The 24,634-nt window shown below is 63.6% G+C and carries 21 protein-coding genes; 4 read left to right on the forward strand and 17 right to left on the reverse strand.

The features are described 5' to 3' along the window. Positions 1–91: 91 nt before the first annotated feature. A complete protein-coding gene (gene ppsA / locus BG57_RS25685; protein ID WP_035969479.1) occupies positions 92–2,509 on the reverse strand; it encodes a phosphoenolpyruvate synthase in 2,418 nt (805 codons plus the stop codon). Positions 2,510–2,982: 473 nt separating this feature from the next. Between ppsA and ppsR the strand changes: the two genes are divergently transcribed. Further along, positions 2,983–3,801, forward strand: coding sequence for a posphoenolpyruvate synthetase regulatory kinase/phosphorylase PpsR (gene ppsR, locus BG57_RS25690; RefSeq protein ID WP_035969481.1), 819 nt, complete (start codon positions 2,983–2,985; stop codon positions 3,799–3,801). Between the two features lie 8 nt (positions 3,802–3,809). On the opposite strand, the gene BG57_RS25695 is transcribed toward ppsR, so the two are convergent. From BG57_RS25695 to rpsB, 16 genes are all read right to left on the reverse strand, one after another. Further along, on the reverse strand, positions 3,810–4,589 hold the full coding sequence (locus BG57_RS25695) for a TrmH family RNA methyltransferase (RefSeq protein ID WP_035969483.1): 780 nt from the start codon (positions 4,587–4,589) through the stop codon (positions 3,810–3,812). 22 nt (positions 4,590–4,611) lie between these two features. Further along, positions 4,612–5,325 carry a ribonuclease HII gene (rnhB, locus tag BG57_RS25700; RefSeq protein WP_035969486.1) on the reverse strand — a complete coding sequence of 238 codons (714 nt, stop codon included), beginning with the start codon at positions 5,323–5,325 and terminating at the stop codon, positions 4,612–4,614. Beyond that, positions 5,325–6,491 (reverse strand): lipid-A-disaccharide synthase, encoded by a 1,167-nt coding sequence (lpxB, locus tag BG57_RS25705; protein ID WP_035969488.1) that lies wholly within the window; start codon positions 6,489–6,491, stop codon positions 5,325–5,327. Before lpxB ends, rnhB begins: the two co-directional genes overlap by 1 nt. A gap of 12 nt (positions 6,492–6,503) precedes the next feature. After that, positions 6,504–7,292 carry an acyl-ACP--UDP-N-acetylglucosamine O-acyltransferase gene (gene lpxA, locus BG57_RS25710; protein WP_035969491.1) on the reverse strand — a complete coding sequence of 263 codons (789 nt, stop codon included), beginning with the start codon at positions 7,290–7,292 and terminating at the stop codon, positions 6,504–6,506. A 73-nt stretch (positions 7,293–7,365) separates the two neighbouring features. Beyond that, entirely contained in the window at positions 7,366–7,830 is a 465-nt protein-coding gene (gene fabZ, locus BG57_RS25715; protein WP_035969493.1) for a 3-hydroxyacyl-ACP dehydratase FabZ, read from the reverse strand. A gap of 129 nt (positions 7,831–7,959) precedes the next feature. Then, positions 7,960–9,039, reverse strand: coding sequence for a UDP-3-O-(3-hydroxymyristoyl)glucosamine N-acyltransferase (gene lpxD, locus BG57_RS25720; protein ID WP_035969495.1), 1,080 nt, complete (start codon positions 9,037–9,039; stop codon positions 7,960–7,962). Positions 9,040–9,069: 30 nt separating this feature from the next. Then, complete coding sequence (locus tag BG57_RS25725) at positions 9,070–9,594, reverse strand: OmpH/Skp family outer membrane protein (protein WP_035969496.1); 525 nt, start codon at positions 9,592–9,594, stop codon at positions 9,070–9,072. Between the two features lie 87 nt (positions 9,595–9,681). Continuing rightward, positions 9,682–11,994, reverse strand: a complete 2,313-nt coding sequence (gene bamA / locus BG57_RS25730) for an outer membrane protein assembly factor BamA (protein WP_035969523.1) — start codon at positions 11,992–11,994, stop codon at positions 9,682–9,684. A gap of 77 nt (positions 11,995–12,071) precedes the next feature. Next, entirely contained in the window at positions 12,072–13,454 is a 1,383-nt protein-coding gene (rseP, locus tag BG57_RS25735; RefSeq protein WP_035969525.1) for an RIP metalloprotease RseP, read from the reverse strand. A gap of 7 nt (positions 13,455–13,461) precedes the next feature. Continuing rightward, complete coding sequence (locus BG57_RS25740; protein ID WP_035969498.1) at positions 13,462–14,679, reverse strand: 1-deoxy-D-xylulose-5-phosphate reductoisomerase; 1,218 nt, start codon at positions 14,677–14,679, stop codon at positions 13,462–13,464. An 18-nt stretch (positions 14,680–14,697) separates the two neighbouring features. Then, positions 14,698–15,507, reverse strand: a complete 810-nt coding sequence (locus BG57_RS25745) for a phosphatidate cytidylyltransferase (RefSeq protein WP_035969500.1) — start codon at positions 15,505–15,507, stop codon at positions 14,698–14,700. Next, positions 15,501–16,283, reverse strand: a complete 783-nt coding sequence (gene uppS, locus BG57_RS25750) for a polyprenyl diphosphate synthase (protein ID WP_035969502.1) — start codon at positions 16,281–16,283, stop codon at positions 15,501–15,503. Before uppS ends, BG57_RS25745 begins: the two co-directional genes overlap by 7 nt. A gap of 82 nt (positions 16,284–16,365) precedes the next feature. Continuing rightward, positions 16,366–16,926, reverse strand: a complete 561-nt coding sequence (frr, locus tag BG57_RS25755; protein ID WP_035969503.1) for a ribosome recycling factor — start codon at positions 16,924–16,926, stop codon at positions 16,366–16,368. 99 nt (positions 16,927–17,025) lie between these two features. Beyond that, positions 17,026–17,739 carry a UMP kinase gene (gene pyrH, locus BG57_RS25760; protein ID WP_035969505.1) on the reverse strand — a complete coding sequence of 238 codons (714 nt, stop codon included), beginning with the start codon at positions 17,737–17,739 and terminating at the stop codon, positions 17,026–17,028. 244 nt (positions 17,740–17,983) lie between these two features. Next, positions 17,984–18,865 (reverse strand): translation elongation factor Ts, encoded by an 882-nt coding sequence (gene tsf / locus BG57_RS25765; RefSeq protein WP_035969527.1) that lies wholly within the window; start codon positions 18,863–18,865, stop codon positions 17,984–17,986. Between the two features lie 134 nt (positions 18,866–18,999). Next, the gene (gene rpsB, locus BG57_RS25770; RefSeq protein WP_035969508.1) at positions 19,000–19,752 is read right to left on the reverse strand and encodes a 30S ribosomal protein S2; all 753 of its coding nucleotides are present in this window, start codon (positions 19,750–19,752) and stop codon (positions 19,000–19,002) included. 399 nt (positions 19,753–20,151) lie between these two features. Between rpsB and map the strand changes: the two genes are divergently transcribed. The 3 genes from map to BG57_RS25785 form a co-directional block, all read left to right on the forward strand. Further along, entirely contained in the window at positions 20,152–20,961 is an 810-nt protein-coding gene (gene map / locus BG57_RS25775) for a type I methionyl aminopeptidase (protein ID WP_035969511.1), read from the forward strand. A 52-nt stretch (positions 20,962–21,013) separates the two neighbouring features. After that, positions 21,014–23,599: a [protein-PII] uridylyltransferase gene (locus BG57_RS25780; protein WP_035969513.1), complete on the forward strand. Its 2,586-nt coding sequence runs from the start codon at positions 21,014–21,016 to the stop codon at positions 23,597–23,599. 235 nt (positions 23,600–23,834) lie between these two features. Continuing rightward, positions 23,835–24,634, forward strand: an 800-nt coding sequence (locus tag BG57_RS25785; RefSeq protein WP_206539433.1) for a hypothetical protein, incomplete at its 3' end; no start/stop codon positions are given.

The following is a 24,634-nucleotide window of genomic DNA, read 5'->3' on the forward strand; positions in this document are numbered from 1 at the left end:
CAAACGAAAACACCCCGGACGAAAAGGTCCGGGGTGTTTTTTATAGCATGCCGCACTTATCCGTAAGCAAGCGGAAAGGCGCGGTTACGACTCATTTTGACAAGGTCTTCGCCAACTGCTGCCATGTGTCGATGATCGTGTCCGGGTTCAGCGACATCGATTCGATGCCCTGCTTCGCCAGCCACTCGGCGAGATCCGGATGATCCGACGGACCCTGACCGCAGATGCCGACGTACTTGTTCAGCCGCAGACACGTCTCGATGGCGCGCTTCAGCATGAACTGCACTGCCGGGTCGCGCTCGTCGAAATCGGCGGCGAGCAGTTCCATGCCGGAGTCGCGGTCGAGACCCAGCGTCAACTGCGTCAAATCGTTCGAGCCGATTGAGAAGCCGTCGAAGCGTTGCAGGAACTCTTCAGCGAGGATTGCGTTGGACGGCACTTCGCACATCATCACGAGCTTGAGGTCGTTGACGCCGCGCTCCAGACCGAATTTCTTCAGCAGTTCGACCACACGATCCGCCTGCTTCAGCGTCCGCACGAACGGAACCATGATCTGGACGTTGTCGAGGCCCATCTCTTCGCGGACCTTCTTCAGCGCGATGCATTCCATGTGGAACGCCTCGGCGAAGTCTTCCGCGATATACCGCGACGCGCCACGGAAACCGAGCATCGGATTCTCTTCGTCCGGCTCGTAGCGCGAACCGCCGATCAGCTTCTTGTACTCGTTCGACTTGAAGTCCGACAGACGCACGATGACGGGCTTCGGATAGAACGCCGCCGCGATCGTCGCGATGCCTTCCGTCAGCTTGTCGACGTAGAACGCACGCGGCGACGCATGACCGCGCGCCACGCTTTCGACTGCCTTCTTCAGGTCGGCGTCGATATTCGGGTACTCCAGAATCGCCTTCGGGTGTACGCCGATGTTGTTGTTGATGATGAACTCAAGCCGCGCGAGGCCGACGCCCGCATTCGGCAACTGCGCGAAGTCGAACGCGAGTTGCGGATTGCCGACGTTCATCATGATCTTGACCGGAATCTTCGGCAGTTCGCCGCGCTGGACTTCGGTCACTTCGGTTTCGAGCAGGCCGTCGTAGATCTTGCCTTCGTCGCCTTCCGCGCACGACACCGTGACGAGCGCGCCGTCCTTCAGGAGGTCGGTGGCGTCGCCGCAGCCGACCACCGCCGGCACGCCCAGCTCACGCGCGATGATCGCCGCGTGACACGTGCGGCCGCCGCGATTCGTGACGATGGCCGCTGCGCGCTTCATCACCGGTTCCCAGTTCGGGTCGGTCATGTCCGCGACGAGCACGTCGCCCGGCTGCACGCGTTCCATCTCCGACGGATCGTGGATCACGCGCACGGGGCCCGCGCCGATCTTCTGGCCGATTGCGCGGCCCGTGGCGATGACGTTCGACTGGCCCTTGAGCTTGAAGCGCATCTCGGCCTTGCCCGCAGCCTGGCTCTTCACCGTTTCCGGGCGCGCCTGCAGAATGAACAGCTTGCCGTCGCGGCCGTCCTTGCCCCACTCGATGTCCATCGGACGCTGGTAGTGCTTCTCGATGATCACCGCATACTTCGCGAGCTCGATCACGTCTTCGTCCGAAATGGAGAAGCGGTTGCGCTGCTCGTGCGCGACGTCGACGGTCTTCACGCGGCCCGGCTCGCCCGGCTGCGTGAATTCCATCTTGACGAGCTTCGAGCCGATGGACCGGCGGATGATCGGATATTTGCCCTGCGCGAGCGTGGTCTTGAAAACGTGGAATTCGTCCGGATTCACCGCGCCCTGCACGACGGTCTCGCCGAGGCCGTAGCTCGACGTGATGAAGACGGTGTCCTTGAAGCCCGACTCGGTGTCGATCGTGAACATGACGCCAGCCGCGCCGACGTCCGAGCGGACCATGCGCTGCACGCCCGCCGACAGCGCGACTTCGGCGTGAGTGAAACCCTTGTGGACGCGATAGGAGATGGCGCGGTCGTTATAGAGCGACGCGAAAACGTGCTTCATGCGATCGAGCACGTCTTCGATGCCGACCACGTTCAGATAGCTTTCCTGCTGGCCCGCGAACGATGCGTCGGGCAAGTCCTCGGCGGTCGCGGACGAACGCACGGCGAACGAAAGCTCTTCGGGCGAGCCCTTTTGCAGGACTTCGAATTGACGGCGGATTTCGTCTTCGAGACGCGGCTGCATCGGCGCGTCGACGATCCACTGGCGGATTTCCTTGCCCGCTTCGGCAAGCGCCTTCACGTCGTCGACGTCGAACGTCTCGAGACGTTTGGCGATGCGATCGGTCAGGTCGTTGTGCTGGAGGAAGTCGCGGAATGCGAGCGCGGTCGTGGCAAAGCCCGTCGGCACGCTGACACCGGCTTCGGAAAGCTGGCTGATCATTTCGCCGAGCGACGCATTCTTGCCACCGACGATTTCCACGTCGGTCATTCGCAACTGCTCGAATGGAACTACATACGCCTGATCCTTTGCGACATCGTTCGCAACATTGACTGCGTTAGTCATACAAGCCCCTAAGGTGGATGGAATTCACGATCGCACGAGTGGGCTCACATGCGGCGGCGCTCATTGGAAGCACCGCCGCATCTCGTACAACCTGTTTGATAAGCCTTCGCGAAAGACATGCGCTCGTGCGGACCACGCACGGGGCAAAGAGAAGCGGCCGTCCGAATGTGCTCTAAAACGTGGTTTTCTGCCGCAAATTCCACGAAATGACCGCGATTCGACCAAAATCCGACTCAAATTGTCCGCAATTGCTTATCGAACAGGTTGCCGCTATTCTACCGTGTCGATTATCGAATTTGTCTTAGCAGGGACAGTAATTCCACGGCAAAATCGAGGTGTTTCACGCCTCTTGGTTCGCCTGCGCACATGCACGGGCCGCTCAATGTAACACAGCGGCTTGCACCCGCGCCGCGTCGCCGGCGTTACCGTTTGAGCACGTTCAATGCAACACGTTCCCTTCTGATCACCCGCCGATGCCGCCCTCCGTATTCATCGTTTCCGACGGTACCGGGATCACTGCCGAAACCTTCGCGCATTCGATCCTCGCCCAGTTCGACCAAAAATTCCGGCTCGTGCGCGTGCCGTTCGTCGATTCCATCGACAAGGCGCATGCGACCGTCGAGAAGATCAACGAGGCCGTATCGCTCGACGGCCGCCGGCCGATCGTCTTCACGACGCTCGTCGACAGCGCGTCCAATGAGATCGTCAAGCGCTGCAATGCGCTCGTGCTGGACATGTTCCAGACCTTCATCGAGCCGCTCGAGCACGAGCTGGAGATCAAGTCGACGCACGCGATGGGCCGCGTCCACCAGAACGCCGATACCGAGGAATACAAGAATCGGATCGAGGCGATCAACTTCTCGCTCGCTCACGACGACGGGCAGTCGAATCGCAATCTCACCGAAGCCGATGTGATTCTGGTCGGCGTGTCGCGCAGCGGCAAGACGCCGACGAGCCTCTATCTGGCGATGCAATACGGCGTGAAGGCGGCGAACTACCCGCTGATTCCGGAAGACTTCGAGCGCGGCAAGCTGCCGACGCCGCTGCTGGATCATCGGGAAAAGATGTTCGGGCTGTCCATCGACCCGCAGCGCCTGGCCGAAATCCGCAACGAGCGGCGGCCGGGCAGCAAGTACGCCGCGCTGGAGAATTGCCGCTACGAAATCAACGAAGCGGAAAGCATGATGAAGCGCGAGGGCGTGAAGTGGCTGTCGTCGACCCACAAGTCCATCGAGGAAATCGCCACGACGATCCTGCAGGAAATCAAGCCGGAGCGGCCTTCCTACTACTGATCAGGCGATCAGGCGCGCTGCTGGCGGCACTGCTCGAACAGACAGATTGCCGCCGCAGCCGCCACATTGAGCGATTCCATGCCGCCCGGTTGCGGGATGGTCACGCGATGCGTCACGGCATCGCGCCAGACCTGCGACACGCCCGCGCCTTCGTTTCCGAAGACCCACGCAAGCGGCGACGAGAGATCGCAATCGTAGATGGCCACGGCGCCGTGCGAATCGGTGATGGTCACCGGCACGTTCAGGCGCGCGATGAGATCGGACGGTTCGACGTCCTCGAAGATATCGAGCAGAAAGTGCGCGCCCATCCCCGAGCGCAGCACCTTCGACGACCATGCATACGCCGTCCCCGGCGCGCAGAACACGCGCGTGACGCCTGCCGCCGCCGCGCTGCGCAGAATGGAGCCGACATTGCCCGCGTCCTGAACGCCGTCGAGAACCACGCACGTTTCGCTCACGCGGTTGGGCAGCGCCGCGCCGATCTTCTCCACCAGCAGCAGCATGCCGACTCCGTGCACGACGCTCGATAGCTGGCCGAAGAGCGCATCGGGCAAGACGACCACACGCCTTTCCTCGATGCGCGCGACGATCTCGCGCGCTTCGGCATGCGTCAGCGCGCCTTCCGTGACGACGCAGGTTTCCGGCTGACCGGCGGTATCCAAATAAGCGGCTGCGAGATGCAGCCCTTCGAGCAGTGCGTGGCCGCTTCGCCGCTGCTGCGCGGTCGATCCGGCGAGCGCCTTCAGGCGCTTGTAGAGCGGGTTGTCCCGCGAAGTGATGGATTTCACGTTGGTTCGGTGCGGTCGGCGGTCAGAACGCGAGCGCGTCCGAGTCGCCGCCGAGCGTCTCGGCCGCGTGCAGCACCTCGGGCGCGATGTCCGGCAGCACGGAGCCGAAGAACAAGGTGTGCGCTTCCCGCACCGGCGCAAACGACCGGCGATGATGCTCGCACGGCCCATGCTCGCGCAGCGCCTTTAGATGCTGTGGCGTGCCGTAGCCCGAATGCGTGGCGAAACCGTACACGGGATACGTCTCGTGCAGTTCGACCAGCATGCGGTCACGCGTGACTTTCGCGAGTATCGACGCGGCCGAGATTTGTTTGATGAGCGCGTCGCCGCCAATTACAGCTTCACTACGGATCGACAGCGTCGGGCAGCGGTTGCCGTCGATCTTCACGAGCGTCGGCGCGACGGCCAGCCCTTCGACGGCGCGCTTCATCGCGAGCATGGTCGCGTGCAGGATGTTGATGGTGTCGATTTCCTCGACGCTTGCGGATGCAATGCAGTAAGCCAGCGCGCGATCTACGATCTTCTCGTACAACTCTTCGCGCTTCTTCGCGCTCAGCGCCTTGGAATCGTCGAGGCCGTTGATGCGCGGCCTGGCAGGGTCGAAGATCACCGCCGCCGCCACGACCGGCCCCGCCAGCGGGCCGCGCCCGGCTTCATCGACGCCGCAGATGATGTCCAGCGGCGAGCTAAAATCGAGCCCGTTTTGCACCTTCTGTTGACTGGCCTGACGCGCCATTACCGCGCCCCTCGTGTTTCCAGCACCCGCGCGACCGCTTCGGCCGCTCGCTGCGACGTATTCTGGCGCAGCGCGATGTGCATGTCGGTGAAAATTTCGGTCAGGGTACGGCGGTTCGCGTCGTCGTTCAACTGTTTCAACGTCGCCTCGGCGAGCGCTTCGGGCGTCGCGAAATGCTGCAGGATTTCCGGCACGACGAAGCGCCCCGCCAGAATGTTGGGCAAGCCGACATAGGGCAGATAGCCCTGCCGCTTCATGATCTGGCCCGTGAGCCACGGCACCTTGTACGAGATGACCATCGGCTTCTTGAGCAGCGCCGCTTCCAGCGTCACGGTCCCGCTTTTGACGAGGATGGCGTCGGCGGCGGTCATCGCGGTTTGCGCGCGGCCATCGGTGATGGTGAGCGACAGATGCGGATGCGCGTCCACGAGCGGCTGCAGCAATTCACGCAGCGCCGGGTTCGCCGCGGGCATCAGGAAGCGCACGCCCGGTTCGCGAAGCTGCATCAGCTCCATGGCATCGAAAAACGTCGGCCCGATCAGCGCGATTTCCGAGCGCCGGCTGCCGGGCAATACGGCGATCACCGGACCGCCTTCCGCGATACCCAGTTCACGGCGCGCGCCCGCGACATCCGGTTCGAGCGGAATGTCGTCGGCAAGCGGATGGCCGACGTAAGTCGATGCGACGCCCGCTTTTTGCAGCAACGCGGTCTCGAACGGAAACACGCACAGCATGTGATCGACGGCCTTCACGATCTTCTTGATGCGCCCGCCGCGCCACGCCCAGATGGACGGACACACGAAGTGCACGGTCGGAATGCCCGCCTCGCGCAGCGGCTGCTCGAGGCCAAAGTTGAAGTCGGGCGCGTCGACGCCGATGAACATCGACGGCGGCTCCGCCAGCAACTGGCGCTTCAGTTCGTTGCGAATGCCGAGAATCTCGGGGATGTGCCGCAGCGCTTCGACGTAGCCGCGCACGGTCAGCTTGTCCATCGGCCAGTGCGCCTCGAAGCCCGCCGATGTCATGCGCGGCCCGCCGATGCCGCTATAGCGCGTGTCAGCGGGCAGGCGGGCTTGCAGACCTTTCAGCAGCGATGCCGCGAGCAGATCGCCGGAGGGTTCGCCCGCGACCATCGCGATGCGCGGGGCAGTGGTGATCAACGTCATCGAAATGCGCGTTCAGCGGATGATGCCGCGCTGCGACGCCGCGATGAAGTCGGTGAAGGCTTTCACGGGCGCGTCGCCTTCGCCACCCGCCACGCTCAGGTCGCGAAGCTGCGCCTTCGCGTCTTCGAGCGACAGGCCGCTCTTGTAGACGATCCGGTATGCGGTGCGCAGCGCGGAAATCGCCTCGGGCGTGAAACCGCGCCGGCGCAAGCCTTCGACGTTGATGCCGTGCGGCTCTGCCTTGTTGCCGGCGGCGATCACGAACGGCGGCACGTCCTGCACGAGCGCGGAAGCGCCGCCCAGCATCGAATGCGCGCCGATGCGCACGAACTGATGCACGCCCGACATGCCGCCGACGATCGCGTGATCGCCGACCGTCACGTGCCCCGCCAGTTGCGCGTTGCTCGACATGATGACGCTGTTGCCCAGCCGGCAGTCGTGGCCGACGTGAACGTAAGCCATGATCCAGCAATCGTCGCCGATGGACGTCAGGCCCTGGTCCTGCACCGTGCCCGTATGCAGCGTCGTGAATTCACGGATGGTGTTGCGGTCGCCGATCTCGAGACGAGTCGGCTCGTCCCTGTACTTCATGTCCTGCGGCCGCCCGCCGATCGACGCGTAATGTCCGATGCGGTTGTCGCGCCCGATCGTCGTGTGACCTTCGATCACGCTGTGCGAACCGATGGTCGTGCCCGCGCCGATGACGACGTGCGCGCCGACGATCGCGTACGGCCCGATCTCGACGGAATCGTCGATTTGAGCGCCCGGCTCGATGATCGCGGTGGGGTGAATGGTGGTCATGCGCCTCGCCTCTGAATGCTGTGTGTCGCCACGCCGTGTTGCGAACGTGCTGCGTTTCCTACGCCTGCGCCGCTTATGCGCTGGCGTCCGTGTTCTTCACGGTACACATGAGTTCCGCTTCGGCGGCGGTCACGCCATCCACTTCGGCGCGCGCCTTGAACTTCCAGATGCCTCGCATGTACCGCTCGAAGTTGACGTTCAGAATCAGTTGATCGCCCGGCTCCACCACACGCTTGAAGCGCGCGCCGTCGATGCCGACGAAGTAGTACAGCGTCGTCGACGGGTCGTGCGGCTCTTCGGCAAACGTCAGCAGCGCGGCGGTTTGCGCGAGTGCTTCGAGAATCAGCACGCCGGGCATCACGGGCCGCGTCGGGAAATGTCCCTGAAAAAACGGCTCGTTGATTGTCACGTTCTTCAACGCTTTGATGCTCTTGTGCGGCTCGAGTTCGAGCACGCGATCCACGAGCAGGATCGGATACCGATGCGGCAGCAGCGTGAGGATCTTGTGGATGTCGAGGTTGATTTTTTCTGTGCTCATGGTCGTTCTGCTCGCGCGCGTGTCCCGCGCGGTAGTGACTGCGGGCGTCAGACGCCCGCTTTGAATTCGTGCTTCCAGGGCCGTTCGGTTCGAACAGCCATTCGGTTGCAACTCGATGCTGCCGGGCGTTCAGGCCTCGCCGTTTTTCTTGTCGGCCAGCGCCGTTTCCAGTGCCTTGATCCGGTCGCGCAGCTTGTCCAGATTGCGTACCAGCGCGGCGCTCTTGTTCCAGTCCGCGTGGCTGACGGCCGGAAACGCGCTCGTGTACATGCCGGGCTTCGTCAGAGACTTCGATACACCCGATTGCGCCGTGACGATCACGTAATCCGCCAGCGTCACGTGACCCGCGATTCCCACTGCCCCACCGATCATGCAATGCTTGCCGATGTTCGTGCTGCCCGCGATGCCCGCGCAACCCGCGATGACCGTATAAGCGCCGATGCGGCAGTTATGGCCGATCTGCACGAGGTTGTCGATCTTCACGCATTCTTCGATGACGGTATCGGCCATTGCGCCGCGATCGATCGTCGTGTTCGCGCCGATTTCCGCGTCGTCGCCGATTTGCACCGCGCCGACTTGCGGGATCTTCACCCAGCTTCCGGTGCGCGCATCGCCCTCGCCGACGAAATCGGGCGCGAAACCGAAACCATCCGCGCCGATCACCGCGCCGGCATGCACGATCACGCGCGCGCCGAGCCTGCAACCATGATAGACCGTGACGTTCGGATACAGATGGACGTCGTCGCCGAGCGTAACGCCCGCGCCGATGGACACGCCGGCATCCAGCCTGGCGCGTTCGCCGACGACCGCGCCCGCCTCTACCGTCGCGTGCGGCCCGATCACCGCGCTCGCCGCGACCTTGGCGGCCGGATCGACGTACGCGCTCGGATGCACGCCCGGCTTCGCCTTCGGCGCCGACAGTTCGATAAACGCCTGCGCCACGCGCGCAAAGTACGCGTAAGGATTCGGCGTCACGATGAAATTGCTGCCTTCACGCGGCGCCGTGAGTTTGTCCAGATCCGCCCGCGAAATGAGGACCGCGCCCGCGCGGGTCGACTCGACCTGCGGCAGGTATTTCTGATTCGCTAGAAACGCGAGTTGCGCCGGGCCTGCCTTGTCGAGCGGTGCGAGGCCTTCGACGCGATACGCGCCTTCACCCACCACCTCGCCGCCAAAGCGCCTGACCAGTTCGTCGAGCGTGATCGCCATGCCTGATGCCATGCGTGTGAAGACTCCTCGTCAGTTCGAGCTCGTGCCGCCGCTCTGGCTCGCCGCCGCGAGCGCCTTCAGCACCTGATCCGTGATGTCGATACGCGGACTCACGTACACCGCTTCCTGCACGATCAGATCGTAGTGCTGTTGTTCCGCAATCTGCTTGATGACCTTGTTCGCGCGATCCAGCACCGCCGCGAGTTCCTCGTTGCGGCGCTGGTTCAGGTCTTCGCGGAATTCGCGCTGTTTGCGCTGGAAGTCCGCGTCGAGCTGTGCGAGATCGCGCTGACGCGCTGCGCGGTCGGTCGGGGCCATGGACGGGCCGTTCTTGTCGATGTTGTCCGACATCGACTTGAGCCGCTGCGCCATGTCCTGCAAAGCCTTGTCGCGCTTGGAGAATTCCTGCTCCAGCTTGGACTGGGCCGCCTTCGCCGCCGACGACTCGCGCAGGATGCGGTCGGAGTTGACCGCAGCGATGCGCGCTTCCTGCGCGTCCGCTTTCGCGACCGCACCGAGGCCGAGAAACATCGACAACGCAAGCGCCAGCGCCATATGTTTCGAGAGCTTACCGGTTCGCAAAGTGTTCCTCACGTTACGTCGAAATGAATGAAGTCCGCGTTCGCAGCCTGGTGCAGGCGCTTAGAAGGCCGTACCGATCTGGAACTGGAACTTCTGATACTGGTCGCCATCGTGTTTCTGCAGCGGGAAGCCGAGGCTCAGCTTGAGCGGGCCGATCGGCGAAATCCATGCAAGACCCACACCGTAACCGTAGCGCAGACCGTTCGCGCCGCCGCTCGTGCCACCCTGGTTCGGATCGCCCCAGACGTTACCGGCGTCGAGGAAGGTGAAGACGCGCAGCGTGCGGTCATAGCCCGTGCCCGGCAGCGGGAACGTCAACTCGATATTGCCGACCGCCATGCGCGACCCGCCGATCGGGTCGTTCGTCTTGGTGTCGCGCGGGCCCAGCGAGCTAGGCGAGTAGCCGCGCACCGAGCCGATACCACCCGCATAGTAGTTCTTGAAGATCGGGTACGTCTGCCGTTGCAGGCCCTTGCCGTAGCCGCCCTGCAAGTTGAAGCCGAGCACGAAGCCGCGTGCGAACGAGTAGTAATACTGGAACTGCGCGTCGAACTTCGCGTACGTCGTGTTGCCGAGCGGCGTGCCGTATTCCGCATTGGACTGCAAATAGTAGCCGCGGCTAGGCACGAGCGCGCTGTCGCGATTGTCGCGCGACCAGCCGATCGTCAGCGGATAGTTGTTCACTACCCGGCCGAATTCCTTCACGTAGTTGATGTACGACTGCGGCGTGGACGAATCGACGTCCATCGTATTCTGTTCAGCGCCGACGCCGAAGAACACCGTGTCCTGCTCGGAGAACGGGATGCCGAACTTCGTGTCCGCGCCCATCGTCACGATCTTGAAGCTCGAATCCGTCGAGTAGTAAAGCGGCTGATACGTGCGGTAGTACGCGTCGGTAATGCGCTTGATGCCGTCGATCGTAAAGTACGGATCGACCTGCGTGACCGTCAGCGTGCGGTAGGTCTTCGCGGTGTTCACGTTGACCGCGAGGCTGGTGCCCGAGCCGAACACGTTGTCCTGCGAGACGCCCGCCGAGAGCACGACCTTGTCCGTCGACGAGAAGCCCGCGCCCAGCGTGATTGCGCCGGTCGGCTTTTCGGCCACCTTGACGTCGACATCGACCTGGTCGTTCGTGCCTTCGACGGGCGTCGTGGTGACGTCCACGTCCGTGAAGTAGCCGAGACGATTGACGCGGTCCTTCGACAGCGCGAGGCGGCTCGAGTCGAACCACGAGCTTTCGAGCTGGCGCATTTCGCGGCGCACCACTTCGTCGCGAGTGCGCGTATTGCCAACGATATTCACACGCCGCACGTAAACGCGGCGGCTCGGCTCGACGTTCAGCGTCAGCGCAACGGTGTGATGCGCCTGGTCGATTTCCGGCTGCGCGTTGACCTGCGCGAACGCGTAACCATATTCGCCGAGCTTGTCGACGATCGCCTTCGTGGTGGCCTGAAGCTTTTCTGCCGAGAACAGCTGCCCCGGCTTCACCGTGATCAGCTTGTTCAGTTCCGCTTCACGGTCGAGCAGATTGCCCGACAGCTTCACGCTGCTGACCTTGTACGGCTCGCCTTCATGCACGGCGACCGTCAGGTACATGTCTTTCTTGTCCGGCGAGATCGACACCTGCGTGGAATCGATGCTGAACTCGAGGTAACCGTGATTCAGATAGTAAGAGCGGACGTTTTCGAGGTCGCCGGTCAGCTTTTCCTTCGCGTAAAGATCGCTCTTCGTGTACCACGAGAACCAGTTCGGCGTGGACAGCTGCATTTCGCCGAGCAGCGTGCCCGAGCTGACCGCCTTGTTGCCGACGAAGTTGATCTGGCGAATCTTCGCGCTCGGGCCTTCGGCCACCGAGAAGAGAATCGACACGCGATTGCGGTCGACCGGCGTGACCGTCGTGGTGACTTCCGCCGCGTAATAGCCGCGCGTCAGATATTGGCGCTTCAGTTCCTGCTCGGCCTTGTCGAGCAGCGACTTGTCGTACGAGCGGCCCTGCGACAAACCGACCGAGCGCAGCGCCTTGGTGATGGTGTCCTTGTCGAACTCATGCAGACCGGAGAACTCGATGTTCGAGATGGCCGGACGTTCCTGCACCTGCACGACCACCACGTTGCCCTCAGTGGCGATCTGCACGTCGTTGAAGAAGCCCGTTGCGTACAGCGCGCGAATCGCTTCGGAGGCCTTGTCGTCAGAGAACGTGTCGCCTTGCTTGATCGGCAAATAGGCAAATACGGAGCCCGGCTCGATCCGTTGGAGACCTTCGATACGGATATCCTGGACGACGAACGGCGTGGTGGCGTGTGCCGCCATGCCCGTTGCGGCGAGCGCCGCGGCCACAGCCGACTTAGGAACAAAGCGATGAGGTTTGAACAACGTGCTTCCCCAGTATTTAAAGCTGCATTCGTTCCGGCGGTCGCTCGTGTCGCGACGCCAGAGATTATCAAAGTGGATCAAAAACGGATGAGGCGAGTCAGGTCGTTGAACAGCGCGATCATCGACAGAGCGACGATGCAGACGAGGCCCGCCCGTTGCAGAACCAGCTGCCAGCGATCGGACACCGCCTTGCCGGTAACGGCTTCAACCAAATAATATAACAGATGCCCACCGTCCAAAACGGGAATCGGTAACAAGTTCAACACACCGAGGCTGATGCTTACGAGGGCAAGGAAAGAAATAAATGCCGTCGCGCCGAGACGCGCGCTCTTGCCGGCGTAGTCCGCAATGGTCACCGGCCCCGACAGGTTCTTGAGCGACGCTTCGCCGACGATCATCCGCCCGAACATGCGCAGCGAATAGACACTGATGTCCCACGTGCGGTTCACGCCGAGACGAAGGCTTTCGACCGGACCATAGCGCACGTCGACGGTCGGCAACTGATTGGCGAGCGCAGCGCCGATGCGGCCGATGTCCCGCCCCGTCGATGCATCGCGTTTGACGTCCGGCACGATCTGCACCGTATCGCGCTTGGTCTGGCTGCCGTCGCCGCGCTCGATGACGAGCGCGACAGACTTGCCGCCATGCGCCTTCACGTAGTCGATGAAGCGCGTCGCATTGTCGACCGGGCGGCCGTCGATGGCGCGCAGTTTGTCGCCGGCGACGAGCCCGCTCTTCTGCGCCGCGCTGCCCGCCTCCACGCCCGCCACCGTCAGCGTGCCGCCGCCCGGCGTGAAGCCGAGCTTGTCCATGAAGTCCTGCTCGGCGTCTGCTTCCGTGATGCCTGTGACGGTCAGCGGAAAATCGAACGTGCCTTCGTGAGTCTTCGCCGTCAGCACGATCCGCCGATGATCGAACGACGCATCGAGCAGTTTCCAGCGCAGATCGGACCACGAACGAATCGCCTGCGTGTCGCCGCCCTGCGAATTGCGCATCGAAAGGATCTGCTCGCCGCCCTCGAAGCCGGCGCGGGCGGCCGCCGTACCGGACGCCGGCGTGGCGACGATGGCCCGCGGCTCGGTGACGCCGCCCGCGAACACAGCCGCAAACAACGCGATGGCCAGCAGGAAGTTCGCGATCGGCCCCGCCGCGACGATCGCGATGCGCTTCAGCACCGGCTGACGGTTGAACGCGCGCGGCAGGTCTTCCGACGGAATGCTGCCTTCGGTTTCCCGCTCGTCCAGCATCTTCACGTAGCCGCCGAGCGGCAGCGCGGAAATGGTCCATTCGACGCCGGTCTTCTTGCTGACCCAGCGCACCAGCGGCTTGCCGAAGCCGACCGAGAAACGCAGCACCTTGACGCCGCACATTCGTGCGACGCTGTAGTGACCGAATTCGTGGACGACGACGAGCACGCCAATCGCGACGACGAAGGCGACGATTTCGGTCAGGAAGTTCATGACGGCCTCAATGGGCGATGGGTTCGGCGCCCGGCGCGCGCGCGGTGAGCGCTTCGACGAAGCCGGACGCGAGACGGCGCGCGTCCGCATCGGCGGCGAGCACGTCGTCGAGCGACGCGGCGCTGGCGTTCGGCAGCGCGCTCAGCACCCGCTCGACCACGCCGCTGATCGCCATGAAGCCGATACGGCGCGCCAGGAACGCTTCCACGGCGATTTCGTTCGCCGCGTTCAACGCCGCGCTGGCGATGCCGCCCGCCTCGAGCGCGTCGATGGCGAGCGCAAGGCACGGGAAGCGCGCGAAGTCGGGCTTTTCGAACGTGAGCGACGCGATCTGCGCCAGGTCGAGCGGCGCGACGCCGGAATCGACGCGCTCCGGATACGCGAGCGCATGCGCGATCGGCGTACGCATGTCGGGATTGCCGAGTTGGGCGAGCACCGAGCCGTCCGCGTAGGACACCATCGAATGGATCACACTCTGCGGATGAATCAGCACTTCGATGCGCGAGCCCGGCAAATTGAAGAGCCAGTGCGCTTCGATCACTTCGAGGCCCTTGTTCATCATCGTCGCGGAATCGACGGAGATCTTGCGGCCCATCGCCCAGTTCGGATGCTTGCAGGCTTCGTCGGGCGTGACATCGACGAGCGTCGCGGGTTCGCGGGTGCGGAACGGCCCGCCCGACGCGGTCAGAATGATCTTCGACACCCCGCCATGCAGTTGCGCCTCGCTGTCCGTGCAAACGGGCAGGCACTGGAACACGGCGTTGTGCTCGCTGTCGACCGGCAGCAGGATCGCGCCGTTGTCGCGCACCGCGTCCATGAAAATCTGGCCGGACATGACGAGCGCTTCCTTGTTCGCGAGCAGGATGCGCTTGCCGGCGCGCGCTGCGGCCAGCGTGGGCGCAAGGCCCGCCGCACCGACGATCGCCGCGACGACCGTATCGCATTGCGCGGCGCGAGCGACGTCCACCAGCGCGTCGGGGCCGTGCGTCACCTCGGTTTTGCTGCCCGCCGCGCGCAACGCGGCAGCGACGCGCGAAGCCGTGTCGGCATCGCCGACGACGGCGACTTCCGGCTGAAAGCGCAGGCATTGGGCGACGAGTTTGTCGCCGTTGCGGTGAGCGGTGAGCGCATAGACCGAGAACCGGTCCGGATGCCGCGCGACGACGTCGAGCGTGCTGTCGCCGATCGAGCCCGTGGAGCCGAGCAATGTAAGACGTTTTTGCATGGAATCTTCTCTGGCCAATCAGCCCAGCATGAGCAAGGCAATCGGCAATACAGGCAACAGTGCGTCGATACGATCGAGAACGCCGCCGTGACCCGGCAGCAGCCCGCTCGAATCCTTGACGCCCGCCTGACGCTTCAGCAGCGATTCGAACAGATCGCCGACGACGCTGAACGCGACGAGCACGGTCAGCGCGGCGAGCGCGCGGACCCAGCCGAGATGTGCGACGAAAGCCGTGAACAGCGTCGGTGCGTAGACGCCGGTCGCGGCGGCGATGGACCCGATCGCCATCACGGCGACCCAGCCGCCGAGTGCGCCTTCCGAGGTTTTGCCGGGGCTGATCGACGGTGCGAGTTTATGACGGCCCAGTGCTTTTCCGGCGAAGTATGCGCCTATGTCGGCCAGCCAGACGACTAGGAGAAGCGATAGCACGAACGCCACGCCCTGCATGCGCGCCTGAACGACCGCATGCCAGCAGGCGACGAACACGACGATTCCCGCGAACAGCAGAAACCCGCGCCACGCGCCGGCCGCCAGGACCGGCTTGCGGATCAGCGCATACGGCCCCGCCAGCACCCAGAAGATCGCGGCCATCTGAAAGAGCGGTTTCGGAACGACGACGTAGGCGCTGAAAATGAGCGCGAGTCCCGCGACGAGCGCATACGCGACCGGACCGGCGCCGTTGAGCTTCAAGAGGCGGCCCCACTCCCACGCCGCAAACACGACGACGAAGCCGATGAGCGCCGCAAACGCCCCGATGGGCGCGAACAACGTAACCGGCACGAGGACCGCAAGCAGGACGATTGCCGTGATGACACGGGTCTTTAGCATGAAAGGGTGTCGGCCTTCTGCGATTGGGAAGCGAGTTGCGCGCTCGTGCGTCCGAAGCGGCGCTCACGGCCGCCATACGATGCGATCGCGCGGTCCAGCGCGGCGGCATCGAAGTCGGGCCAGTAAATATCGGTGAAATAGAACTCGGTGTACGCGAGTTGCCACAGCAGAAAGTTGCTGATGCGCTGCTCGCCGCCCGTGCGGATAAAGAGATCCGGTTCGGGCGCATAGGCCATCGCGAGATGTTCGGCGAACGATTCGTCGTCGACGCGCGCCGGAGCGCCTTGTTCGAGCGACTGCGCGATGAGCTTCTTCGTCGCCTCCATGATGTCCCACCGTCCGCCGTAATTCGCAGCGATGGTCAGCGTGAGGCGCGTATTGCGTGCGGTCTTGGTCTCGGCGCGCTGGATGAGCGCGCGGATGCGGTCGTCGAACATGGAGACATCGCCGACCACGCGCAGACGAATGCCGTTCGCGTGCAGCTTGCCGATCTCGCGCTCGAGCGCGGTGACGAACAGGCGCATCAGGAAAGAGACTTCGTCGGTGGGACGGCGCCAGTTTTCCGAACTGAATGCGAACAGCGTGACGAATTCGACGCCGCGCCGCGCGCAGCTTTCGACGGTGGCGCGCACCGCATCGACGCCGCGCGTGTGACCGGCGACGCGCGGCAGACGCCGTTCGGTCGCCCAACGGCCATTGCCGTCCATGATGATCGCGACGTGGCGCGGGACAGCCGCGACATCGGGCACGCGAACGGTAGAGCTGGTATAGGTCATGGCCGCTGAATCTTGTTATCGACGGGGGTGAAACGCCAGCCCTGAGTCATGAGGACACGAGCTGGCAGGACCGGCTACGGCCTCACACCGTCATGATTTCGGCTTCTTTCGTCTGAACGAGCTTGTCGATTTCGGCGACGAACTTGTCGGTGAACTTTTGGACGTCGTCGCTTGCGCGGCGCTCGTCGTCTTCCGAGATTTCCTTGTCCTTCACGAGCTTCTTGAGTTGCTCGTTCGCGTCGCGGCGCAGATTGCGCACGGCGATCTTCGCGGACTCGCCTTCGCTCTTGACGACTTTCGTCAGTTCGCGACGGCGCTCTTCGGTCAGCGCGGGCATCGGCACGCGGATCAGGTCGCCCTGCGTCGCCGGATTCAGGCCCAGATCCGATTCGCGGATCGCCTTCTCGACGACCGGCACCATCTTCTTTTCCCACGGCTGCACGCCGATCGTGCGGGCATCGACGAGCGTCATGTTCGCGACTTGCGAGATGGGCACGTTCGAGCCGTAGTAGTCGACCTGGATGTGGTCGAGCAGGCCGGTGTGCGCGCGGCCCGTTCGAATCTTGGCGAGATCGGCCTTGAATGCTTCGATCGACCGCTGCATCTTCTGGTCGACGCCCTTTTTAATGTCAGCCACACTCATTTGAACCTCCAAACCTTGGTTTACTGGTAATGCAGACGCCTTCGCGATCTTCCGGCGCGATTCACGCCGGGTGCGGGCGGCGCCCGGTTACGCAAGAGTTTACACGTGGACGAGCGTACCTTCGTCGTCGCCCTGCACGATGCGCTTCAGCGCGCCCGGCTTCGTGATCGAGAACACGCGGATCGGCAGCTTCTGGTCGCGGCACAGCGCGAATGCGGTGGCGTCCATGACCTGCAGATTGCGGCCGATCGCCTCGTCGAAGCTGATCGTGCTGTAGCGCGTGGCGCTCGGATCCTTCTTCGGGTCGGCGGAGTATACGCCATCGACCTTCGTCGCCTTCAACACCACTTCGGCGCCGATTTCCGAGCCGCGCAGCGCGGCGGCGGTATCCGTCGTGAAAAACGGGTTGCCCGTGCCGGCCGCGAAGATCACGACCTTGCCCTCTTCCAGCTGGCGAATCGCACGCGGCCGGATGTACGGCTCGACCACCTGATCCATGCGCAGCGCCGATTGCACGCGCGCCTCGATGCCCGCGTGGCGCATGGCGTCCTGCAGCGCGAGTGCGTTCATCATCGTGGCGAGCATGCCCATGTAATCGGCCGTCGCACGGTCCATGCCGGCTGCACCGCCCGCGACGCCGCGGAAAATGTTGCCGCCGCCGATCACGACGGCCAGCTGTGTTCCCAACCGCACCACTTCAGCGACGTCCGCCACCATCCTTTCGATCGTTGCGCGATTGATGCCGAAGGCATCGTCGCCCATGAGGGCTTCGCCGGAGAGTTTGAGGAGTACGCGTTTGTAGGCTGTGGGCATATGAGGTTCCGATCGCGCCGAGGAGGGTTGCAACAACGTAGAACTGTAGGGGTGAAACATTACTTACCGCAAGCGGCCCGCATCGCGTCGACGGGCGCGGCGCATACGGGAAAACCCGAACTTGCCGCGCCCGCCTCGCTGCGAACGGATCGCAAAATTTCGATGTGGCGACAAATCGCCGCCGGTACTACGGGTGATGCACGGCGCGCATCGCCGTTCGACGACGCGCGCCACGGGCCAGTAATTAGCCCTGCTTGGCCGCCGCGACTTGCGCAGCGACTTCAGCCGCGAAGTCGTCCTGACGCTTCTCGATGCCCTCGCCCACCACGAACAGCGCGAACTTCTGCACCGACGCGTTGGCTGCCTTCAGCATCTGCTCGATCGTCTGCTTGTCGTTCTTCACGAACGGCTGGTTCAGCAGCGACACTTCCTTCAGGTACTTCTGAATCGAACCGTCGACCATCTTCGCGACGATTTCAGCCGGCTTGCCCGATTCCGCTGCCTTCTGCTCGGCGATGCTGCGTTCCTTCGCGATCAGATCGGCCGGCACTTCGTCCGACGACAGCGAGACCGGCTTCATTGCGGCGACGTGCATGGCGACGTCCTTGCCGACTTGCTCGTCGGCGCCGGTGAATTCGACCAGCACGCCGATGCGCGTGCCGTGCAGGTACGCGGCCAGCTTGTTCGCGGTCTCGAAGCGCACGAAGCGGCGGATCGACAGGTTTTCACCGATCTTGCCGACCAGCGCGAGACGCACCGCGTCGACCGTCGTGCTTTCCAGCGGCAGCGCCGACAGCGCGGCCACGTCAGCCGGGTTGCTCTTCGCGACCAGTGCCGCGATGCCCTTGGCGAACGCCATGAAATCGTCGTTCTTCGCGACGAAGTCGGTTTCGCAGTTCAGTTCGACGAGCGCGCCCACGCCGCCTTCGACGTGCGCGACGACGATGCCTTCGGCCGTCACGCGCGATGCCGCCTTGCTCGCCTTGTTGCCGAGCTTCACGCGCAGCAGCTCTTCGGCGCGCGCCATGTCGCCGTCGGCTTCCGTCAGCGCCTTCTTGCATTCCATCATCGGCGCATCGGTCTTCGCGCGCAGTTCTGCCACCATGCTTGCGGTAATTGCCGCCATCATTCGCTCCTTGAGTCTGTTTGATACGTGCCGCCGGCAGAAAGCGCCCACGGCTGAGGTGTTTCAGGATCGCGCCGGCTTAAAAAAAAGGGGCCTTTCGCAAAGCCCCCTTTTGTACCGGCCACAGGGCTCGATTACGCCTCTGCGTTGACCTCGACGAACTCGTCGCCTTCGCCGCTGCGCACGGCCTGAACGACGTCGTTCACCGCGTTTGCACGGCCTTCGAGGATTGCGTCGGCCACGCCTTCCGCGTACAGCGCAACAGCCTTCGACGCGTCGTCGTTACCCGGGATGACGTAGTCGATGCCTTCCGGCGAGTGGTTCGTGTCGACCACGGCGATGACCGGGATGCCGAGCTTCTTCGCTTCCGTCACGGCAATCTTGTGGTAACCGACGTCGATGACGAAGATTGCGTCAGGAATGCCGCCCATGTCCTTCACGCCGCCGATCGACTTTTGCAGCTTGGCGATTTCGCGTTCGAACAGAAGCGCTTCCTTCTTGCTCATGCGCTCGGTTTCACCCGATTCCACGGCCGCTTCCATGTCCTTCAGGCGCTTGATCGAAACCTTCAGCGTCTTGAAGTTGGTCAGCATGCCGCCGAGCCAGCGGGCGTTGACGAAAGGCATGCCAGCGCGCGCTGCTTCTTGCGCGATGGTGTCGCGCGACTGGCGCTTCGTGCCGACGAAAAGAATCGTGCCGCGGTTCGCTGCCAACTGGCGCACGTACTTCAGCGCATCGTTGTAGAGCGGCAGGGTCTTTTCGAGGTTGATGATGTGAATCTTGTTGCGATGACCGAAGATATAGGGGGCCATCTTCGGGTTCCAGAAGCGCGTTTGGTGACCGAAGTGGACACCGGCTTCCAGCATTTGACGCATCGTGACTGCCATGAAAATTCTCCGCGAGGGTTGGGTCTTAAGCCGGCTGCCGCATCCCGCGCCTCTCTGGACGCGCGAGACACCCTGGGTGCGCCGGCTTGAGTTTCAAAAAACGTCGGCTGTTTGTGAATGACCGTGTACCGGCCACAACCGACGCTTCCAAGTCTTCGGTTCAGGTCAATCGCCTGCCGACAAGCAGGAATGACACAGACCGAGACTTAGCCCGTGAGTATAGCATGTGAGGATTACGGGGCTCAAGCCGCGCGAAGCCCGCTCGCGCCTCGTCACCGCCCCGGCAGGCAGGCCGCGCCCCGCCCGATGGCCCTGCGGTCCTTATCTCAAAGGTGCGATAATGCCGGTTTGGCGGCTTCCGCCCGCCCTTCACGCAATCCGCGCATCACGAGCCAACCCATGTCCATTACGCTGAAAAACGATCACGATATCGCGCAGATGCGCGTCGCCTGCCGGCTCGCCAGCGAAGTGCTCGATTTCATCACGCCGCATATCGTCCCGGGCGTGACCACCGAGGAACTCGACCGCCTGTGCCATGACTTCATGGTGAACGAACAAGGCACGGTTCCCGCCCCGCTCAATTATCAGCCGCCGGGTTATCCGCCGTATCCGAAGGCTACGTGCATTTCGGTCAACGACGTAATCTGCCACGGCATCCCGAGCGAGAAGGTGTTGAAGAACGGCGATGCGCTCAATATCGACATCACCGTCATCAAGAACGGCTATTTCGGCGATACGAGCCGCATGTTCATCGTCGGTGAAGGGTCGATTCTCGCGAAACGCCTCGTGCAGACGACGTTCGACTGCATGTGGCTCGGCATCGACCAGGTGCGGCCGGGCGCGCATCTCGGCGACATCGGGCACGCCATCCAGAAGCACGCGGAGGCGCAAGGCTACAGCGTCGTGCGCGAATATTGCGGCCACGGCATCGGCCAGGTGTTTCACGAAGAGCCGCAAGTGCTGCACTATGGGCGTCCGGGCACGGGCATCGAGTTGCAGGCGGGCATGATCTTCACCGTCGAGCCGATGATCAATGCCGGCCGCCGCGATATCCGCACGATGCCCGACCAGTGGACCGTCAAGACACGCGATCGCAGCCTGTCGGCGCAATGGGAGCACACGGTGCTCGTCACGCCGACGGGTTATGAAGTGCTGACGGTATCGGCGGGAACGCAGGCGCCGTCGCAACTCATCGCGGCCACGGCCTGATTGCCGCTGTTCCTCGCAATCGCCTCCTCTTTCACGCCGATCATATCGACCCATGAGCGTTCCCGTCGCCGCCGCCACGCCCTGCGAAACGCTGCGCACCGCCTATAAGACGGCGAAGGCCGCGCTCATCGAACGCTTCAAGATTGCGACGACAGTCGAACCGCTGATGCACGCGCTGGCCCGCATCACCGACGACGCCCTCAAAGGCGCCTGGTCGGCTTGCGAGATGCCGGCGGACGCGGCGCTCGTCGCGGTCGGCGGCTACGGGCGCGGGGAGCTGGCGCCCTATTCCGACGTCGATATCCTCGTGCTGCTGCCCGATGCCCCTGCGCACACCGACAACGCCGCGCTGAACGCGCGCGTCGAACGGTTCATCGGCATGGCGTGGGATTTGGGGCTGGATATCGGCAGCAGCGTGCGGTCGGTGGGGCAATGCATCGCCGAGGCGGGCAACGATGTCACCGTGCTCACGTCCCTGCTCGAAGCGCGGCGCATCTGCGGCGACACGCGGCTCTTTCAGCGCTTCTCGGACAAATACCGGCAGACGCTCGATCCGCGCGCATTCTTCCAGGCGAAGGTGCTGGAGATGCGGCAGCGTCACGCCAAGTTTCAGGATACGCCGTACAGCCTCGAGCCGAACATCAAGGAAAGCCCGGGCGGGCTGCGCGACCTGCAGCTGATTCTCTGGATCACGCGGGCGGCGGGCTTCGGCTCGAGCTGGCGCGAACTTGACGCGCGCGGTCTCATCACCGAACGCGAAGCGCGCGAACTGCGCCGCAACGAAGCGTTCCTCAAGACCTTGCGCGCGCGCCTGCATGTGGTCGCGAAACGCCGGCAGGACATCCTCGTTTTCGATTTGCAGACGCCGCTTGCCGAGAGCTTCGGCTTCAAGGCGACGGCCGCCAAGCGCGCCAGCGAGCAGATGATGCGCCGCTACTACTGGGCGGCCAAGGCGGTCACCCAGCTTGCGACCATTCTCATTCAGAACGTCGAGGCGCAGCTTTTCCCATCGACATCGGGCATCACGCGCGTGCTCTCCGACCGGTTCGTCGAGAAGCAAGGCATGCTCGAAATCGCCGACGACGATGTCTTCGAGCGTGAGCCGCACGCCATTCTCGAAGCCTTCTTGTTGTACGAACAGACGCGCGGCGTGAAGGGCCTGTCGGCGCGCACGCTGCGCGCGATCTACAACGCGCGCGAGCTGATGAACCGCAACTGGCGGCGCGATCCCGAGAACCGGCGGCTGTTCATGGAGATCCTGAAGCAACCCGAAGGCATCACGCATGCGCTGCGGCTCATGAACCAGACGAGCGTGCTCGGTCGCTATCTGATCAACTTCCGGCGCATCGTCGGCCAGATGCAGCACGACCTGTATCACGTCTACACGGTCGATCAGCACATCCTGATGGTGCTGCGCAATCTGCGCCGGTTCGCGATTGCCGAACACGCGCACGAATATCCGTTCTGCAGCCAGTTGATGGGCAACTTCGAGCGCCCGTGGGTTCTCTACGTCGCCGCGCTGTTTCACGATATCGCGAAGGGCCGCGGCGGCGATCATTCGACGCTCGGCATGGTCGATGCCCGCCGCTTCTGCCGCGAGCACGACATCGGCGGTGAAGACACGGAACTGGTCGTGTGGCTCGTGCAGCAGCATCTGACGATGAGTCACGTCGCGCAGAAGCAGGACACGAGCGATCCCGAGGTCATCAAGCAGTTCGCGTCGATCGTCGGCACCGAGCGGCGGCTGACCGCGCTGTATCTGTTGACCGTTGCCGACATTCGCGGCACGAGCCCGAAGGTCTGGAACAACTGGAAAGGCAAGCTGCTCGAGGACCTGTTCCGCGCGACGCTCGCGGTGCTCGGCGGCGCGCAGCCGGACGCGCATTCGGAACTGAAATCGCGACAGGAATCGGCGCTTGCGCTCCTGCGGCTGGAAACGGTGCCGGAAGGCGCGCAGCGCAGGCTGTGGGAGCAACTCGACGTCGGCTATTTCCTGCGGCACGACCCCGCCGATATCGCGTGGCAGACGCGCGTGTTGTATCGGCATGTCGAGAGCGAACAGCCTATCGTGCGTGCGCGGCCCTCGCCGATCGGCGCGGCGCTGCAAGTGCTCGTGTACGTGAAGGACCGACCCGATTTGTTTGCGGGCATCTGCGCTTATTTCGACAAGAACGGCCTGTCCGTGCTCGATGCGCGCATTACCACGACGCGTCACGGCTACGCGCTCGACAACTTTCTCGTGGCGCATCCGGACCATGATGGAAGTTATCGCGATATCGCCAATCTCGTCGAACAACAATTGAGCGGACGGCTGACGAACGAAAGCATCTTGCCGGAGCCGTCGAAGGGCCGCGTATCGCGGCTCGTCCGCACTTTTCCGATCACGCCGCGCGTGGACTTGCGTCCCGACGAGCGTGGCCAGTACTACATCCTGTCCGTGTCGGCGAACGACCGGCAGGGCCTTCTTTATTCGATCGCGCGCGTTCTGGCGCAACACCGGATCGGCGTGCAGGCGGCGCGTATCAACACGCTCGGCGAACGTGTCGAAGACGTGTTCTTGCTCGACGGCAAAAGCCTTTCGTCCAACCGTACCCAGATCCAGGTCGAAACCGAACTGCTGCGCGCGATCGCAGCCTGAGACTTTATGCGCGTCAAATTGACAGCCAAACATCCGCGTCCGACATCGACGACGCGATCGCCGGTCCGTTCCGGCAGTTCCACCGGACGCAAGACCGTGCGCGAGACTGCGCCGGAGCAGGCGCTGGTCAAGCGCGGAAAGCCTGCGGAAGCGCGGGCGACATCGGCGAAACGTGGCGATGCGTCGGGAGAGCGCGGGTCGTTTAAGCCGCGCGGTGAGGAATCGCGTTCGGGCTTTGGCGATCGTGGCTCGCGTGGTGACGAGCGACGTCCGTTCAAGCCGCGCGGTGACGATTCGCGTCCGAGTTTTGGTGATCGCGGTCCGCGTGGTGAAGAACGTCGTCCGTTCAAGCCGCGCGGTGACGATTCGCGTCCGAGTTTCGGCGATCGCGGTCCGCGTGGTGATGAGCGACGGCCGTTCAAACCGCGCGGCGATGATTCGCGCCCGAGTTTTGGTGATCGCGGTCCGCGTGGCGGTGATGCGCGCCCGAGCTTTGGCAATCGCGGTCCGCGTGGCGAAGAACGTCGCCCCTTCAAGCCGCGTGGCGATGATTCGCGCCCGAGTTTTGGTGATCGCGGTCCGCGTGATGATGAGCGCCGTCCGTTCAAACCGCGCGGCGATGATTCGCGTCCGAGTTTCGGCGATCGCGGTCCGCGTGGTGACGAGCGACGCCCGTTCAAACCGCGCGGCGATGACTCGCGCCCGAGTTTCGGTGATCGCGGTCCGCGTGGCGACGAACGTCGCGCGTTCAAACCGCGCGGCGAGGATTCGCGTCCGAGCTTCGGCGATCGCGGTCCGCGCAGCGAAGAACGACGCCCATCGAAGCCACGCGGCGACGACTCCCGCCCGAGCTTCGGTGATCGCGGTCCGCGTGGTGAAGAACGTCGCCCGTTCAAACCGCGCGGTGACGACTCGCGCCCGAGCTTCGGCGATCGCGGCCCTCGCAGCGACGAACGGCGCCCGTCCAAACCACGCGGCGACGACTCCCGCCCGAGCTTTGGCAATCGCGGCCCCCGCAACGACGATCGTCGCCCG

Source organism: Caballeronia grimmiae (assembly GCF_000698555.1).
Classification (GTDB): domain Bacteria; phylum Pseudomonadota; class Gammaproteobacteria; order Burkholderiales; family Burkholderiaceae; genus Caballeronia; species Caballeronia grimmiae.

What these genes read in the sequence shown, in the direction of transcription:
- lpxB (WP_035969488.1), bottom strand. Translation starts at nt 6,491, where the DNA reads ATGACGTTGATCACCACTGCCCCGCGCATCGCGATGGTCGCGGGCGAA.
- map (WP_035969511.1), top strand. Translation starts at nt 20,152, where the DNA reads ATGTCCATTACGCTGAAAAACGATCACGATATCGCGCAGATGCGCGTC.
- fabZ (WP_035969493.1), bottom strand. Translation starts at nt 7,830, where the DNA reads ATGAGCACAGAAAAAATCAACCTCGACATCCACAAGATCCTCACGCTG.
- BG57_RS25745 (WP_035969500.1), bottom strand. Translation starts at nt 15,507, where the DNA reads ATGCTAAAGACCCGTGTCATCACGGCAATCGTCCTGCTTGCGGTCCTC.
- ppsR (WP_035969481.1), top strand. Translation starts at nt 2,983, where the DNA reads ATGCCGCCCTCCGTATTCATCGTTTCCGACGGTACCGGGATCACTGCC.
- rseP (WP_035969525.1), bottom strand. Translation starts at nt 13,454, where the DNA reads ATGAACTTCCTGACCGAAATCGTCGCCTTCGTCGTCGCGATTGGCGTG.
- pyrH (WP_035969505.1), bottom strand. Translation starts at nt 17,739, where the DNA reads ATGCCCACAGCCTACAAACGCGTACTCCTCAAACTCTCCGGCGAAGCC.
- BG57_RS25740 (WP_035969498.1), bottom strand. Translation starts at nt 14,679, where the DNA reads ATGCAAAAACGTCTTACATTGCTCGGCTCCACGGGCTCGATCGGCGAC.
- BG57_RS25725 (WP_035969496.1), bottom strand. Translation starts at nt 9,594, where the DNA reads ATGGCGCTGGCGCTTGCGTTGTCGATGTTTCTCGGCCTCGGTGCGGTC.
- rpsB (WP_035969508.1), bottom strand. Translation starts at nt 19,752, where the DNA reads ATGGCAGTCACGATGCGTCAAATGCTGGAAGCCGGTGTCCACTTCGGT.
- tsf (WP_035969527.1), bottom strand. Translation starts at nt 18,865, where the DNA reads ATGGCGGCAATTACCGCAAGCATGGTGGCAGAACTGCGCGCGAAGACC.
- lpxD (WP_035969495.1), bottom strand. Translation starts at nt 9,039, where the DNA reads ATGGCGATCACGCTCGACGAACTGGTCAGGCGCTTTGGCGGCGAGGTG.
- frr (WP_035969503.1), bottom strand. Translation starts at nt 16,926, where the DNA reads ATGAGTGTGGCTGACATTAAAAAGGGCGTCGACCAGAAGATGCAGCGG.
- lpxA (WP_035969491.1), bottom strand. Translation starts at nt 7,292, where the DNA reads ATGACCACCATTCACCCCACCGCGATCATCGAGCCGGGCGCTCAAATC.
- rnhB (WP_035969486.1), bottom strand. Translation starts at nt 5,325, where the DNA reads ATGGCGCGTCAGGCCAGTCAACAGAAGGTGCAAAACGGGCTCGATTTT.
- BG57_RS25780 (WP_035969513.1), top strand. Translation starts at nt 21,014, where the DNA reads ATGAGCGTTCCCGTCGCCGCCGCCACGCCCTGCGAAACGCTGCGCACC.
- uppS (WP_035969502.1), bottom strand. Translation starts at nt 16,283, where the DNA reads ATGACCTATACCAGCTCTACCGTTCGCGTGCCCGATGTCGCGGCTGTC.
- ppsA (WP_035969479.1), bottom strand. Translation starts at nt 2,509, where the DNA reads ATGACTAACGCAGTCAATGTTGCGAACGATGTCGCAAAGGATCAGGCG.